We start from the raw sequence: 15809 nt of genomic DNA on the forward strand, positions 1-15809 counted from the left end.
ATGCTTAGACTTTTCCGCTCAAAAATTGTCGTCGCCCTAATCTTGATGGTTTTGGTGCTTTTTTCTGGTGTGCTGGGATACCGGTATATTTCAGACTACACATGGGTTGAAGCTGTTTACATGACCATTATCACGGTCACCACGGTAGGTTTTGCCGAAGTAAAGCCTTTGGATACCGAAGCAAAGATTTTTACCGTATTTTTAATCGTTACCAGTGTGTTTATATTCGGATTTGCCATTTCGGTGATAACTGAATATATAATGAGTAGAAATTCACTGCAAATTTTAAAAAAGAAAAGGTTGAAGAACATAATCGAGAATCTTTCAGGCCACGTTGTCATATGCGGATATGGCAGAAATGGCATGCAGGCGGCCGACAAGTTAAAGGCCTACAATATGCCCTTTGTGGTTATTGAAAAAGATAAGGAGATAATAGAAAAGCACGAAGAAGACATACTCTTTGTGGAAGGCGATGTGAACGAAGATGAGGTGTTGTTGCAGGCTGGTGTGGACCGTGCCAAATATTTGATTACGGCGGTACCCGACGATGCCGTAAACCTTTTTGTGGTGCTATCGGCAAGACAACTCAACGAAAACCTTTTCATCATTAGCCGCGCCTCACAGGTTACCTCTTCTAAAAAGCTTGAATTTGCCGGGGCCAATAAAGTCATCATGCCCGACAAAATAGGGGGCGACCATATGGCTTCATTGGTGGTTATGCCCGACCTCATCACCTTTATGGACCAACTGTCTGTAGAGGGCGAAAACAGCACGAATTTAGAAGAGGTAGAAATAGAAGATTTCACCGATCAAATGGATTGTAAGTCCATCCGTGATCTGGATTTACGCCGCAAGACAGGTTGCACTATTATCGGTTATGTAGACCCCGAAGGAAATTATATCATCAACCCAGAGGCTGATTTAGAGCTTGAACCCAAAGGAAAAGTAATTGTGTTGGGAAGGCCGGAGCAGATTCGAAAACTAAATCGTATGTTCCAAATCGGCTAGTGAATCGACCGATAAATTTGATTGCGTTGAATTTTTTTAGGATATTGTCCGACTTTAAATATCGAACCAAAAGTTGCCAAATACCAAAAACCTATGATGAAGGGATACATTTCTGCGCTGTTTTTAATGGTAGGATTGACAGCATTTTCACAAGATTTAACAGTAAAAGAAACAATTCTCAACCCATCTAGCAACATCAATGATGGTGCTATAGATTTGAAAGTCACCGGTGGTACGCCCCCCTACACTTACAAATGGAGCAACCAAAGTACTCCGCTGACCTCGCCAAAGGCGGTTGGCCTGGTTGAAGGCGTGCCCTATTCGGTTACCGTTACCGATGCCAATGGGCAGTCGGTCACCAAGGCCTTCACAGTGCCTTCCGATGCCATAACAGAGGTATTTAATGGTACCATGACACCAGCGGTAAGTGCCCTCGGCTCTATACTGTTTTGGGATCCTTTTGCCGCTATCGGAATCTACGATCCCATTGCCTACGCTGATTTGAAATTAGTTGGCACTCCTGGTTGGTCTGCTGAGGTAGAAGATAAGTTTGTGCTCAAGAAATGGTTGAAACCAGAAGGGGCCAAAGTTTCAAAAGGCGATGAGATTGCTATAGTCTCTAGCGATAACACCGAAGACAAAACAGTGGTTGCCACTGCCAGTGGAACACTCCACTATTTGGTTGAAGAGGGGCAGGTCATTTATAACTCTGACAATGCAGAGCACGTTATAGAACAAGGCGCCCACTATTTAGCAGAGATTCGATATGACGAACCTGTTGTGATGACGCATCCCAACGGAGACCCTATCACAAAGGGTATCCCATTTATTGTGATTTGGTTGGTGCTCGGGGCACTGTTTTTTACCCTTCGCATGGGCTTTATAAACATTCGTGGTTTTAAGCATTCCATCGATTTGGCCAAAGGAAAGTATGACGACCCAAATGCACCCGGGCAGGTAACCCATTTTCAGGCATTGGCCACTGCGGTTTCAGGTACCGTTGGCCTGGGCAACATTGCAGGTGTAGCCGTCGCGGTATCACTAGGAGGTGCCGGAGCCACTTTTTGGATGATTGTATGCGGATTATTGGGCATGTCGTCAAAATTTGTGGAATGCACCTTAGGGGTAAAGTACAGGGATATTTTACCTGATGGGCGTGTTTTTGGAGGTCCAATGAATTACCTCCGCTATGGTCTTGAGAAACGAAACATGAAAGGCTTCGGAAAGGTTTTGGCCGGTCTATTTGCAGTTTTGGCGGTAGGCGCCTCTTTCGGTGGTGGCAACATGTTTCAGGCCAACCAGTCTTTTGAACAGTTGGCCGGTCAATTTCCATCATTGGCTGGTAACGGATTCTGGTTTGGTGTTGTCACCGCTATTTTGGTCGGGGTGGTCATTATTGGCGGTATCAAGAGTATTGCCAAGGTTACTGGTAAGGTAGTGCCCTTTATGGCATCCATCTATGTTTTGGCTGCCCTTGCAGTCATCATTATGAACATACAAAATATCGGACCGGCATTTTCGGCCATTATCGAAGGTGCTTTTAGCCCCAGTGCCCTTAAAGGTGGTATAATCGGGGTGTTGGTCGTTGGCTTTCAACGGGCAGCATTTTCGAACGAGGCAGGTGTTGGTTCTGCAGCCATTGCACACAGTACCGCTAAAACAAACCATCCGCCATCGGAAGGTTTTGTGGCACTGTTAGAGCCTTTTATAGACACCGTGGTGGTTTGTACCCTTACCGCCTTGGTGCTCATATTTACCGGTATGCACGAGGTAGGGGGCATGGCAGGAGCCCAATTGACCTCCGATGCTTTTGGTAGTCAGATTTCGTGGTTCCCCTACGTATTGGGCATTGCAGTGTTCCTGTTTGCTTTCTCTACCATGATCTCATGGTCTTACTACGGCATGAGGGCTTGGACCTACCTTTTTGGGAAGAGCAAGCGATCTGAGATGATCTATAAAATGCTGTTCTTGGTATTTGTTGTAATTGGGGCTTCGGTAAGTTTGGGTGCCGTTCTCGATTTCTCAGATATGATGATTTTGGCAATGAGCTTCCCGAACATCATTGGTCTGTATATCATGTCAAGTGAGGTAAGGGCCGATTTGAACGATTACTGGAACAAGCTTAAGAGCAACAAACTTTTCAAAAAGGTTGAGGTGAAATAGTTTCAGTGCCAAATGAAAAGAATTAAATCCCACTTCAGGCTTGGCCGCCGATTTGGAGGCTTTAGCAGACAAGAACGAAGTGGGATTTTCTTTTTGCTGCTTGCAATTGTACTTTTTCAAGGAATTTATCTGGTCTGGAACCATTGGGTCCAAAGTGACCGTTCGCCATTATTTAGCCTTGATGAGGCAGGGCAACAGCAAGTGGATAGCCTCAAAAATAGGTCGATGGCAGGGGATACCGTTACAATTCGACCCTTCAATCCAAATTTTATTTCAGATTATAAAGGGTATACCTTGGGAATGTCCGTGGCCGAGATTGATAGGCTGAACCAATATCGGTCACAGGATAAATGGATAAATTCCCCAGAAGAGTTTCAAAAGGTAACGCTGGTCAATGATTCGCTGTTAAAGGCCATCGAGCCTTATTTCCGCTTTCCTGAGTGGTCGGCTGGCGCAAAAGAACGGAAACCGAGAAGTCTTCAGAAAAAATCCACTACCTCCGTAGGCAATTTGAATACCGTGACGGCCGATGAGTTGAAGAAGGTGTACGGTATCGGTGATAAGCTCTCGGCACGTATCGTAAAGTTCAGAGACCGTTTGGGCGGTTTTTTGGTCAACGAACAATTATACGATGTCTATGGGCTGGAGCCCGTTGTGGCAGACAGGGTTTTACAACGTTTTCAGGTACAAGAGCCGCCGCAAATACAGCCTATAGACATCAATACCGCCAGTAAGCAAGAATTGGTAAGTCTAATATACATCGACTACGATTTGGCAGATGCCATTTTGGCTTATCGCCAAAAGAACGGTAGAATCGAATCCTTTGACGAATTGGCCGCTATACAGGGCTTTCCAAAAGAAAAGATTGATAGAATTAGGTTATATTTGTCCCTATAAAAAATTGCTATAAATGATTACTGAAACCATGTCTTCCATAAATTTTGATTACTCTGAGACCCAGAAGATGGTTGCCCAATCGGCAAAAGACTTTGCCGAGCAACATATTGCACCCCATGTTATGGAATGGGATGAGGCACAGCACTTTCCGGTAGAACTTTTCAAAAGAGCGGGTGAAATGGGCTTTATGGGCATTTTGGTGCCCGAAGAATTGGGAGGTTCTGGCTTAGGTTATCATGAATATGTTGCGATTATTGAGGAAATTTCCAAAGTAGACCCATCAATAGGTCTTTCCGTGGCGGCCCATAATTCATTGTGCACCAATCATATTCTTTCTTTCGGAAACAATCAGCAGAAGCAGCGCTGGATTCCAAAATTGGCGACCGCTGAATGGATAGGTGCCTGGGGGCTTACAGAGCATAATACGGGATCTGATGCAGGAGGCATGAATACCACTGCCGTGAAAGACGGGGACCATTGGGTTCTGAACGGAGCCAAAAACTTTATTACCCATGGAAAGAGCGGTGATATTGCCGTGGTCATAACCCGCACGGGCGCTAAAGGCGATAGCCGTGGCATGACGGCATTTGTCATAGAAAAGGGAACACCCGGCTTTACAAGCGGCAAGAAAGAAAACAAATTGGGCATGCGAGCCAGCGAGACGGCAGAGTTGATTTTTTCTGATTGCAGGATACCCGATACCAACCGATTGGGCAAAGTGGGCGAGGGGTTCATTCAATCGATGAAGATATTGGACGGCGGAAGAATATCCATCGGGGCACTGTCTTTGGGTATCGCCAAAGGTGCCTACCAAGCGGCCCTGAAATATTCACAAGAAAGGGTGCAGTTCGGCAAACCTATCAGCAAGTTTCAAGGCATCTCATTCAAGCTGGCCGATATGGCAACCGAGATAGAGGCGGCAGAGCTGTTGTTGCACAAGGCTGCCTTCGTAAAAAACCAAGGGAAACCGGTTACAAAGCTGAGTGCCATGGCCAAAATGTATGCCTCTGAACTATGTGTAAGGGCAGCGAATGAAGCCGTGCAGATACACGGTGGCTATGGGTATACCAAAGATTTTCCGGTTGAGAAGTTGTATAGGGATGCCAAACTGTGCACCATCGGTGAGGGCACTACCGAAATTCAAAAAGTGGTCATTGCTAAAAATATTTTGAAGTAAATGGTACAATCATAATATGATTTGTATATTTGCGCTCCGAAATTCAAAAGAAAGGAGGTTGTAGCCTATGTTGATAATACCTGTAAAAGAAGGAGAAAATATCGATAGAGCCCTGAAGCGCTTCAAGCGAAAGTTTGATAAGACCGGTGTTATGCGCCAGTTGCGTCAGCGACAGCAGTTCACCAAGCCTTCTGTAAAGCGCAGGGCCGAAATACAAAAAGCCCAGTACATTCAAAGCTTAAGGGACAAAGAAGAGCTATAGGCCTTCTGAAGACATAATTGAGGTCCGTTGCGGAAGATACCTTCTGCAACGGATTTTTTTGTGGCATTGAACGACTGGTTTTCATTTAGTAATTTTGAAACATGTCTATCGATGCCTTTGTACTTCACCTTTCAAAAGAAAAGAACTACTCGCCCCATACGGTTCTGGCATATCAAAATGATGTAATGGCCTTTGCCGATTTCTGCGAAGATGAGCATCAGCTTGCGGAGTTGGTCGAAGTGCAATACCCCATTATCAGAAATTGGATTGTCAACTTGGTAGAAGCGGGACTTTCCAACAGAAGCATCAACCGCAAGATGGCATCGCTTAAGGCCTATTATAAGTTTTTGCAAAAAACGGGTTTGCTAGACGCATCACCACTGGCCAAGCACAAGGCTCTAAAAACAGATAAAAAGGTAGAGATTCCGTTCTCAGAAGACGAGATGCGAAAAATACTCTCGCAGATTCCTTTTGGGGAAGATTTCGAGGGTGCGCGCGACCGGTTGATCATAGAGATGCTCTATACCACCGGTGTAAGAAGGGCAGAATTGGTCAACCTGAAATTGGTAAATGTAGATGCATCACAGCAAACCATAAAGGTGCTGGGCAAAAGAAACAAAGAACGAATAGTGCCCTTGCTCGATACGACAATGGGATTTTTAGACCAATATCTTCGGTATCGTAACAATCTTGAAAACATCCATGAGCCCACCCATTTGTTATTGACTAAAACGGGTCATAAAATTTATGAAAATCTTGTCTATAGAATCATAAATAAGTATCTTAGTATGGTGTCTCCGAAGGTGAAAAAGAGTCCACATGTGTTGCGGCACACCTTTGCGACACATCTCTTGAACAACGGGGCAGACTTGAACTCTGTGAAAGAGTTGTTGGGGCATTCGAGCTTGACATCGACCCAAGTCTATACGCACAACAGCATTGCCGAGCTGAAGAAAGTGCATCTTTCTGCCCATCCTAGAAACAAGAACCGATAGGATTCTTGTCATTGTTTAACGTGGTCCGCGCCTTGGGCCAAAAAAAGTAATCATATGAAGGTAAATGCACAATCTGTAAATTTTGTGGCCGACCAAAAATTGTTGGGATTCATTCAAAACCGAATGGATAAGTTGGATTTGTTCTATGACAAAGTGATCAGCTCAGACGTGTACCTCAAGGTTGAAAATACCAGTGCCAAAGAAAACAAGATTGTTGAGATAAAAGTGCACGTGCCGAGAGACCGTTTCATTGTAAAAAAACAATGCAAATCATTTGAGGAAGCGGTAGACTCGGCCTGCAGTTCACTCGAACGCAAGCTCGTTAAGCGGAAGGAGAAAATGCGGGCAAAGGCCTAGCTAAAATTTTTGAAAATTTGTTTTGAATACTAAAATAAATATATACATTTGCAGTCCGTTAGAAATAACGGGCTTTTTTTGTGTTAAAAAGGGGCGAAAACGCCGATGTAGCTCAGCTGGCTAGAGCACGTGATTTGTAATCTCGGGGTCGTGGGTTCGAGTCCCTCCATCGGCTCATAAAGTATTGGAAATTAGGCGGGGAGATACTCAAGCGGCCAACGAGGACAGACTGTAAATCTGTTGGTTTTTACCTTCGCAGGTTCGAATCCTGCTCTCCCCACAAAGGTTGGTAAATCACATGCTCCAAATACCAAATTGCAGATAATTCATTTTATGGGATTTGGATTGTGAAATATTGGATTTAAGTCTTGCGGGAGTAGCTCAGTTGGTAGAGCGTCAGCCTTCCAAGCTGAATGTCGCCGGTTCGAACCCGGTCTCCCGCTCAAAAAACTTCCTGCGAAGGCAGGAATCTCTTTCTTATTGAAGAAGAGATGTTAAACACTTTACGCCGACGTAGCTCAGGGGTAGAGCGTTTCCTTGGTAAGGAAGAGGTCACGGGTTCAATTCCCGTCGTTGGCTCAAAGAAAACGATTTGTACACTAATATAAACTAAGATTAAAATTTTTAAACATGGCAAAGGAAACTTTCGATCGTTCCAAACCGCACTTGAATATTGGTACTATTGGACACGTGGATCACGGAAAGACAACATTGACTGCCGCTATCACTAAGGTGTTGGCTGACGAAGGTCTTTCAGAAACAAGAAGCTTTGATTCTATTGATAACGCTCCTGAAGAGAAAGAAAGAGGTATTACTATCAACACTTCACACGTGGAGTACCAAACAGCCAACAGGCACTATGCGCACGTAGACTGCCCTGGTCACGCCGACTATGTAAAGAATATGGTTACAGGTGCTGCCCAGATGGACGGTGCCATTTTGGTGGTTGCTGCTACCGATGGTCCTATGCCGCAAACTCGTGAGCACATTCTTTTGGGTCGTCAGGTAGGTATCCCACGAATTGTAGTGTTCTTGAACAAAGTTGACATGGTTGACGACGAAGAGTTGTTGGAGCTTGTTGAGATGGAAGTAAGAGAATTGCTTTCTTTCTATGAGTACGACGGTGACAACGGACCTGTGATTGCAGGATCTGCACTTGGTGCTTTGAACGGAGAGGAAAAATGGGTGAAGTCTGTAAAAGATTTGATGGAGGCTGTTGACACTTGGATCGAGCTTCCTGAGAGGGACGTTGACAAAGATTTCTTGATGCCCATCGAAGATGTGTTCACCATTACCGGACGTGGTACTGTAGCCACGGGCCGTATCGAAACTGGTGTTGCCAAGACCGGCGACCCTGTTGAGATCATTGGTATGGGTGCAGAGAAATTGACCTCTACCATTACTGGTGTTGAGATGTTCCGTAAAATCTTGGATCGTGGAGAGGCTGGTGACAACGTAGGTATCTTGTTGAGAGGTATCGAAAAGACCGACATCAAAAGAGGTATGGTGATCTGCAAGCCAGGTTCCGTGACTCCGCATGCCAAGTTCAAGGCTGAGGTCTATATTCTTAAGAAAGAAGAAGGTGGCCGTCACACGCCATTCCACAACAACTACCGTCCACAGTTCTACGTGCGTACAACTGACGTGACAGGAAACATCAACCTTCCTGACGGTGTTGAAATGGTAATGCCTGGCGATAACTTGACCATTACCGTTGACTTGATCCAGCCTATCGCATTGAACGTAGGCCTTAGATTCGCCATCCGTGAAGGTGGTAGAACCGTAGGTGCCGGTCAGGTAACTGAGATTTTAGATTAATCATATTCAAAATAGTATTGCACTTAAGGGTGTCCCGCTTACAAGCGGGATACCTTTCGGTGTAATTATAAACGGGTGTAGCTCAGTTGGTAGAGCACTGGTCTCCAAAACCAGGTGTCGGGAGTTCGAGTCTCTCCTCCCGTGCGAAGTAAAAAGGCGTGTTCGGGTCTCTCCGGAGTTTATGCTGAGTGCAGCCGAAGTATGCAGAAAAAGATAAGTTCAATATGCTCACTTACGTAAAGGAATCTTGGGAAGAGTTAAAAAACAATGTTACTTGGCTCAATAGGGAAGAAGCTTCGAACCTTACGGTCATTGTTGCGGTATTCTCCATAATCTTTGCCTTGGCAACATGGGGTGTCGATACCGTTTTCAGTAAGTTGATAGCATTATACTTTGAAAAATTAATAGGATAGGCGATGTCTGAGGTATTGGAGAAAAAATGGTACGTCGTTCGAGCTGTAAGTGGCCAAGAACACAAGGTCAAGGGGTATATTGAAAGCGAGGTAGAGCGACAGGGCCTTGGTGATTATCTTGAAGAGGTTTTGGTGCCCACCGAAAAAGTCGTGCAGATCAGAAACGGCAAGAAAATCAACAAAGAACGTACCTATTTTCCCGGATATGTTATGGTGAAGGCCAATTTGGGTGGCGAAATGGTCCATGTAATCAAGTCGATAACCAATGTAATCGGTTTCTTGGGCGAGACCAAGGGCGGTGACCCCGTACCCTTGCGAAAGTCCGAGGTCAATAGAATGTTGGGCAAGGTAGATGAATTGGCGGTGAACACCGACAATGTGGCCATACCATTTGTGTTGGGCGAGACCGTAAAGGTAATCGATGGCCCGTTCAACGGATTCAACGGTACGGTAGAAAAAATCAACGAAGAAAAACGCAAGCTTGAGGTAATGGTGAAGATTTTCGGAAGAAAGACACCTTTGGAACTCAGCTACATGCAAGTAGAAAAAGTATAAAAGTTAAGAGCTGTTACATAGATAAATTGTGTTGCTTCCAAAATTTGACACAATTCAAATTAATTAAAAACAATGGCAAAAGAAGTAGATAAGGTTGTAAAACTACAAGTTAGGGGAGGTGCTGCGAATCCATCGCCGCCGGTCGGACCCGCCTTAGGTGCTGCCGGCGTTAACATCATGGAGTTCTGCAAGCAGTTCAATGCGCGTACGCAGGACAAACCAGGCAAGGTATTGCCCGTTGTTATCACGGTTTACAAAGACAAGTCGTTTGACTTTGTAGTAAAGACACCACCGGCGGCCGTTCAGTTGATGGAAGCAGCTAAGATTAAAAAAGGATCTGGCGAACCTAACAGAGTCAAGTCGGGGTCGGTTACCTGGGATCAGGTAAAGGCCATTGCCGAAGACAAAATGGTCGATTTGAACGCCTTTACGGTAGAGTCAGCCATGAGCATGGTTGCAGGTACCGCACGTTCGATGGGCCTTAAGGTTTCAGGCAAGAGACCCTTTTAAAATCTTAAAAAGCAATTTAGAATGGCAAGATTGACTAAAAAGCAAAAAGAGGCATATGCCAAGATTGACAAGAACAAGTTGTACTCTCTTGAAGAAGCCTCAGCTTTGATAAAGGAAATTACCAATGTAAAATTTGATGCCTCTGTTGATTTGGCGGTACGTTTGGGCGTTGACCCACGTAAGGCGAATCAAATGGTTCGTGGTGTGGTGACCCTGCCCCACGGTACCGGTAAAGACGTAAAGGTTTTGGCATTGGTGACCCCCGACAAAGAGGCAGAAGCCAAAGAGGCAGGTGCCGATTATGTTGGGTTGGATGAATACTTGGACAAAATTAAAGGCGGCTGGACAGACGTAGATGTTATCGTCACCATGCCCAGTGTGATGGGTAAATTAGGTCCGTTGGGCCGAATTTTGGGCCCACGCGGTTTGATGCCCAACCCCAAAACAGGTACCGTTACCATGGATGTTGGTAAGGCGGTAGCTGATGTAAAGGGCGGTAAAATCGATTTTAAGGTAGATAAAACCGGTATTGTACACGCTGCTATCGGAAAGGCATCTTTCTCAGCGGATAAAATCGCCGGCAATGCCAAAGAATTGATTGATACCTTGGTGAAGCTAAAACCTACTGCGGCAAAAGGGGTGTATATGAAAAGCATTTACATGTCAAGCACCATGAGTCCCAGCGTTCAATTAGACCCTAAAGCAGTTTAATAGATAACTGGTAGTTAATATTGTAACAATGACAAGAGAAGAAAAAGCAACCGTAATTGAAGATTTGACTGCACAGTTAGCTGAGAACGCCAATATCTATTTGGCCGATATCTCAGGGTTGGATGCGACGACGACCTCTAATTTGAGAAGGGCGTGCTTCAAAGCCAATATTAAACTGTCTGTGGTTAAAAATACATTGCTCGCAAAGGCAATGGAAGCTTCGGACAAAGATTTTGGAGAGCTTCCAGAAGTGTTGAAGGGCAACACCTCTTTGATGCTTGCAGAAACAGGTAACGCACCTGCAAAGCTTATCAAAAACTTTAGAAAAAAGTCAGACAAACCCGTTTTAAAAGGTGCCTTTATTGAAGAGGCCATCTACATCGGCGACGAGAACCTCGATACTTTGGTGAATATCAAATCTAAAGAAGAGGTTATCGGAGATATTATCGGACTATTGCAGTCACCGGCCAAAAATGTTATTTCTGGCCTTAAATCAGGTGGTGGTAAATTGGCCGGTATACTCAAGACTTTGTCTGAAAAATAATTTGTACGCACTAAAACTAGTATATTTTAAAAATTTGATTAAACGATAGAAAAATGGCAGATTTAAAAGATTTTGCAGAACAGTTGGTTAACCTTACGGTAAAAGAAGTAAACGAGTTGGCCGACATTTTGAAAGAAGAATACGGTATTGAGCCCGCAGCTGCAGCTGTTGCTGTGGCCGGTGGTGCTGCCGCTGGTGGTGGCGATGCCGAAGCAGCTGAGGAAAAATCAGAATTCGATGTTATCCTTAAGGCTCCAGGTGGCTCTAAGTTGGCCGTTGTTAAATTGGTGAAAGAATTGACAGGTCTTGGCCTTAAAGATGCCAAAGACATTGTTGACAGCGCACCAAAGGCGATTAAAGAAGGAGTCGCCAAAGACGAGGCCGAAGGCATCAAGAAATCATTGGAAGAAGCAGGAGCAGAAGTTGAGCTTAAATAATAGCGTCTACCATAATGATTTGGTTAAGGTCTTTTTCGCCGCTGGCGGATAAGACCTTAGCCTGTTTATAAAGACGTGTGCAAAGTCGCACACTGCCCAATAATAATATTCACGTACAAAATTTGTCCATTGATGTTCAAAAATCAGACTGAAAGAATAAGTTTCGCATCCGCTAAGAACATACCGGAATACCCGGATTTCTTGGACATTCAGATTAAATCGTTTCAAGACTTTTTTCAGCTTGAGACCAAATCTGACGAAAGAGGCAATGAAGGGCTGTACAACACCTTCATGGAGAATTTCCCCATAACAGATACCAGAAACCAGTTTGTACTTGAGTTTTTGGATTATTTCATCGATCCGCCTCGGTATACGATTCAAGAATGTATTGAGAGGGGGCTTACGTACAGCGTGCCGTTAAAGGCCCGTTTGAAATTATACTGTACCGATCCCGAACACGAAGACTTTGAGACCATTGTTCAAGATGTGTATCTAGGCACCATTCCGTACATGACACCAAGCGGCACTTTTGTGGTCAATGGCGCTGAGCGGGTCGTGGTTTCGCAGTTGCACCGATCGCCGGGCGTATTCTTTGGTCAGTCGTTCCATGCCAATGGCACCAAGTTGTATTCGGCAAGGGTCATTCCGTTCAAAGGTTCTTGGATCGAGTTTGCGACCGACATCAATGGCGTGATGTACGCGTATATTGATAGAAAGAAAAAATTGCCCGTGACAACCCTTTTCAGGGCCATCGGTTACGAAAGAGACAAAGATATCCTTGAAATCTTTGACCTCTCTGAAGAGGTAAAGGTCTCAAAGGCAGGTTTGAAAAAAGTTTTGGGCCGTAAATTGGCCGCAAGGGTATTGAACACTTGGCACGAAGATTTTGTTGATGAAGATACCGGCGAGGTGGTATCCATCGAGCGTAACGAGATCATTCTAGATCGTGACACCGTTCTTGAGAAAGAGCATATCGAGCAAATACTTGAAGCTGATGTCAAGACCATTCTTCTCCACAAAGAGAACAATGCCCAGTCTGACTACGCGATCATCCATAATACACTACAAAAAGATCCCACGAACTCTGAAAAAGAGGCCGTTGAGCACATCTACCGACAACTGCGTAACGCAGAACCGCCAGATGAAGAAACGGCCAGGGGCATTATCGATAAATTGTTCTTCTCAGATCAACGCTATAACCTAGGTGAGGTTGGGCGCTATCGAATGAACAAAAAACTGGGTCTTGATATTTCTATGGACGAGCAGGTCTTGACCAAAGAAGATATCATTACCATTATCAAATACCTGATAGAGCTTATCAACTCTAAGGCTGAGATCGACGATATAGACCACTTGTCGAACCGTCGTATCAGAACCGTGGGCGAGCAGTTGTCACAACAATTCGGTGTGGGCCTTGCCCGTATGGCAAGAACCATCAGAGAGCGTATGAACGTTCGTGACAATGAGGTCTTTACACCGATTGATTTGATCAATGCCAAGACGTTGTCTTCGGTGATCAACTCGTTCTTCGGCACAAACCAGTTGTCTCAGTTCATGGATCAGACCAACCCATTGGCCGAGATTACGCACAAGCGCAGAATGTCGGCACTGGGGCCAGGCGGTCTTTCACGTGAAAGGGCTGGTTTTGAGGTTCGTGACGTTCACTACACGCATTATGGTAGGCTGTGCCCGATTGAGACCCCAGAGGGTCCGAACATCGGTCTGATTTCATCCCTATCCGTATTTGCGAAGGTGAATTCAATGGGCTTTTTGGAGACCCCCTATAGAAAGGTTGAAAACGGCAAGGTCAATACCAAAGACTATATATACCTAAGTGCAGAGGAGGAGGAAGGCATGAAGATAGCCCAAGCCAATATTCCTTTGAAGAGTGATGGTACCATTGACCAAGACAAGGTAATTGCAAGGGAAGAGGGCGATTTTCCGGTGGTAGACCCAAAAGAGGTCAATTACACCGACGTGGCCCCCAACCAGATTGCATCCATTTCGGCATCGCTTATCCCATTCTTGGAACACGATGATGCAAACCGTGCCCTGATGGGGTCTAACATGATGCGCCAAGCTGTACCGTTGTTGAGGCCTGAGTCTCCTATTGTGGGTACAGGACTGGAACGACAAGTAGCCACTGATTCTAGGGTATTGATCAATGCAGAAGGCGATGGAGTGGTCGAATATGTCGATTCGCACAAAATAATCATCAAGTACGATAGGTCTGATGAAGAGCGATTGGTTAGCTTCGATGACGATTCGAAAACCTATGAACTTGTAAAATTCCGAAAAACGAACCAAGGCACCTGTATCAACCTTAAGCCGATCGTAAGAAAGGGCGACAAGGTAAAAAGAGGCCAGGTACTATGCGAAGGATACGCCACGCAGAAAGGCGAGCTGGCCCTTGGTAGAAACCTAAAAGTGGCCTTTATGCCATGGAAAGGGTACAACTTTGAGGATGCCATCGTGATTTCTGAAAAAGTGGTTCGTGAAGATATCTTTACCTCTATCCATATCGATGAATATGCCTTGGAGGTTCGCGATACCAAATTGGGTGCCGAAGAATTGACCAACGATATACCGAATGTATCAGAAGAGGCCACAAAAGACCTTGACGAATACGGTATGATCCGTGTGGGTGCAGAGGTAAAACCAGGTGATATCCTAATAGGAAAGATTACACCTAAAGGGGAATCAGATCCTACACCTGAAGAAAAACTGCTCCGTGCCATCTTTGGTGACAAGGCCGGTGATGTGAAAGATGCTTCTTTGAAGGCACCACCATCGTTGAACGGTGTGGTGATCGACAAAAAGCTGTTCTCAAGGTCTATCAAGGATAAGAGAAAACGTTCAGAAGACAAAGAGGCCATTGCCAGATTGGAGATGGACTATGAGGTGAAGTTCCAGCAGTTGAAAGATGTTCTTGTAAAGAAACTCTTTGAGCTCGTCAACGGTAAAACTTCACAGGGCGTTCAGAACGATTTAGGTGAAGAGGTGCTTCCAAAAGGCAAGAAGTACACTATCAAGATGCTCAATTCAGTTGATGACTTTGCACATTTGGTGAGCGGTAGCTGGACAACGGATGAGAAAACCAATGCTTTGGTCAACGATTTGTTGCACAACTATAAAATTAAGTTGAACGACCTTCAGGGTAACCTAAGAAGAGACAAGTTCACGATTTCAGTGGGTGATGAACTACCTGCAGGGATCATGAAGTTGGCCAAAGTGTACATTGCCAAGAAACGTAAGTTGAAGGTGGGAGATAAAATGGCGGGTCGTCATGGTAACAAGGGTATCGTCGCCCGTATCGTTCGCCAAGAAGACATGCCTTTCTTGGAAGATGGAACACCTGTTGACATTGTCTTGAACCCACTGGGCGTACCATCGCGTATGAACATTGGCCAGATTTACGAGACAGTACTTGGCTGGGCGGGGCAAAAACTCGACAAGAAATTTGCCACCCCGATTTTTGACGGTGCAACATTGGACGAAATCAACGGATATACCGATGAGGCCGGCGTACCAAGGTTCGGCCACACCTATCTCTACGATGGGGGCACTGGTGAGCGTTTTGACCAACCAGCAACCGTTGGAGTCATTTACATGTTGAAACTGGGCCACATGGTCGATGACAAGATGCACGCTAGGTCTATTGGGCCGTACTCACTTATCACGCAACAGCCATTGGGTGGTAAGGCACAGTTCGGTGGCCAGCGTTTCGGTGAGATGGAGGTATGGGCATTGGAAGCCTACGGCGCTTCATCGACCCTTCGCGAATTGTTGACCGTAAAATCCGATGACGTGATCGGTAGGGCCAAAACCTACGAAGCCATTGTCAAAGGAGAAAGCATGCCAGAACCTGGATTGCCAGAATCTTTCAACGTATTAATGCATGAACTCAAAGGATTGGGTCTAGACATCAGGTTGGAAGAATAAGAACATTATTGAACAAGTAT

The 15809-nt window shown here is 45.2% G+C and carries 15 protein-coding genes and 5 tRNA genes; all 20 read left to right on the forward strand.

The features are described 5' to 3' along the window. The 20 genes from VC82_RS11120 (at position 1) to rpoB (ending at position 15789) form a co-directional block, all read left to right on the forward strand. On the forward strand, positions 1–1008 hold the full coding sequence (locus tag VC82_RS11120) for a potassium channel family protein (RefSeq protein WP_045803406.1): 1008 nt from the start codon (positions 1–3) through the stop codon (positions 1006–1008). Positions 1009–1104: 96 nt separating this feature from the next. Further along, on the forward strand, positions 1105–3171 hold the full coding sequence (locus VC82_RS11125) for an amino acid carrier protein (protein ID WP_084598211.1): 2067 nt from the start codon (positions 1105–1107) through the stop codon (positions 3169–3171). A 12-nt stretch (positions 3172–3183) separates the two neighbouring features. Then, on the forward strand, positions 3184–4068 hold the full coding sequence (locus tag VC82_RS11130; protein ID WP_045802442.1) for a ComEA family DNA-binding protein: 885 nt from the start codon (positions 3184–3186) through the stop codon (positions 4066–4068). Positions 4069–4105: 37 nt separating this feature from the next. Beyond that, the gene (locus VC82_RS11135) at positions 4106–5245 is read left to right on the forward strand and encodes an acyl-CoA dehydrogenase family protein (protein ID WP_045803407.1); all 1140 of its coding nucleotides are present in this window, start codon (positions 4106–4108) and stop codon (positions 5243–5245) included. A 67-nt stretch (positions 5246–5312) separates the two neighbouring features. Continuing rightward, positions 5313–5507, forward strand: a complete 195-nt coding sequence (gene rpsU, locus VC82_RS11140; protein ID WP_045802443.1) for a 30S ribosomal protein S21 — start codon at positions 5313–5315, stop codon at positions 5505–5507. A gap of 101 nt (positions 5508–5608) precedes the next feature. Continuing rightward, entirely contained in the window at positions 5609–6502 is an 894-nt protein-coding gene (locus tag VC82_RS11145; protein ID WP_045802444.1) for a tyrosine-type recombinase/integrase, read from the forward strand. A gap of 54 nt (positions 6503–6556) precedes the next feature. Then, entirely contained in the window at positions 6557–6859 is a 303-nt protein-coding gene (gene hpf, locus VC82_RS11150; RefSeq protein ID WP_045802445.1) for a ribosome hibernation-promoting factor, HPF/YfiA family, read from the forward strand. Between the two features lie 101 nt (positions 6860–6960). Further along, positions 6961–7034: transfer RNA gene (locus VC82_RS11155), tRNA-Thr, on the forward strand. A 22-nt stretch (positions 7035–7056) separates the two neighbouring features. Further along, positions 7057–7139: transfer RNA gene (locus VC82_RS11160), tRNA-Tyr, on the forward strand. Between the two features lie 90 nt (positions 7140–7229). Beyond that, positions 7230–7302: transfer RNA gene (locus VC82_RS11165), tRNA-Gly, on the forward strand. Between the two features lie 64 nt (positions 7303–7366). Beyond that, positions 7367–7438: transfer RNA gene (locus tag VC82_RS11170), tRNA-Thr, on the forward strand. A gap of 51 nt (positions 7439–7489) precedes the next feature. Further along, positions 7490–8677 (forward strand): elongation factor Tu, encoded by a 1188-nt coding sequence (tuf, locus tag VC82_RS11175; protein ID WP_045802446.1) that lies wholly within the window; start codon positions 7490–7492, stop codon positions 8675–8677. A 71-nt stretch (positions 8678–8748) separates the two neighbouring features. Next, positions 8749–8821 (forward strand) — tRNA-Trp (locus VC82_RS11180). A gap of 80 nt (positions 8822–8901) precedes the next feature. Then, positions 8902–9090, forward strand: a complete 189-nt coding sequence (gene secE, locus VC82_RS11185; protein WP_045803408.1) for a preprotein translocase subunit SecE — start codon at positions 8902–8904, stop codon at positions 9088–9090. 3 nt (positions 9091–9093) lie between these two features. Then, positions 9094–9645: a transcription termination/antitermination protein NusG gene (gene nusG, locus VC82_RS11190; RefSeq protein ID WP_045802447.1), complete on the forward strand. Its 552-nt coding sequence runs from the start codon at positions 9094–9096 to the stop codon at positions 9643–9645. 72 nt (positions 9646–9717) lie between these two features. Further along, positions 9718–10155: a 50S ribosomal protein L11 gene (gene rplK / locus VC82_RS11195; RefSeq protein WP_045802448.1), complete on the forward strand. Its 438-nt coding sequence runs from the start codon at positions 9718–9720 to the stop codon at positions 10153–10155. 21 nt (positions 10156–10176) lie between these two features. Continuing rightward, positions 10177–10866 (forward strand): 50S ribosomal protein L1, encoded by a 690-nt coding sequence (gene rplA / locus VC82_RS11200; protein ID WP_045802449.1) that lies wholly within the window; start codon positions 10177–10179, stop codon positions 10864–10866. Between the two features lie 28 nt (positions 10867–10894). Further along, positions 10895–11410: a 50S ribosomal protein L10 gene (gene rplJ / locus VC82_RS11205; RefSeq protein WP_045802450.1), complete on the forward strand. Its 516-nt coding sequence runs from the start codon at positions 10895–10897 to the stop codon at positions 11408–11410. Positions 11411–11463: 53 nt separating this feature from the next. Further along, the gene (rplL, locus tag VC82_RS11210; protein ID WP_045802451.1) at positions 11464–11847 is read left to right on the forward strand and encodes a 50S ribosomal protein L7/L12; all 384 of its coding nucleotides are present in this window, start codon (positions 11464–11466) and stop codon (positions 11845–11847) included. A gap of 132 nt (positions 11848–11979) precedes the next feature. Continuing rightward, a complete protein-coding gene (gene rpoB / locus VC82_RS11215) occupies positions 11980–15789 on the forward strand; it encodes a DNA-directed RNA polymerase subunit beta (protein WP_045802452.1) in 3810 nt (1269 codons plus the stop codon). The last annotated feature ends 20 nt before the right edge of the window (positions 15790–15809 follow it).

The organism is Flagellimonas lutaonensis (genome assembly GCF_000963865.1).
Classification (GTDB): domain Bacteria; phylum Bacteroidota; class Bacteroidia; order Flavobacteriales; family Flavobacteriaceae; genus Flagellimonas_A; species Flagellimonas_A lutaonensis.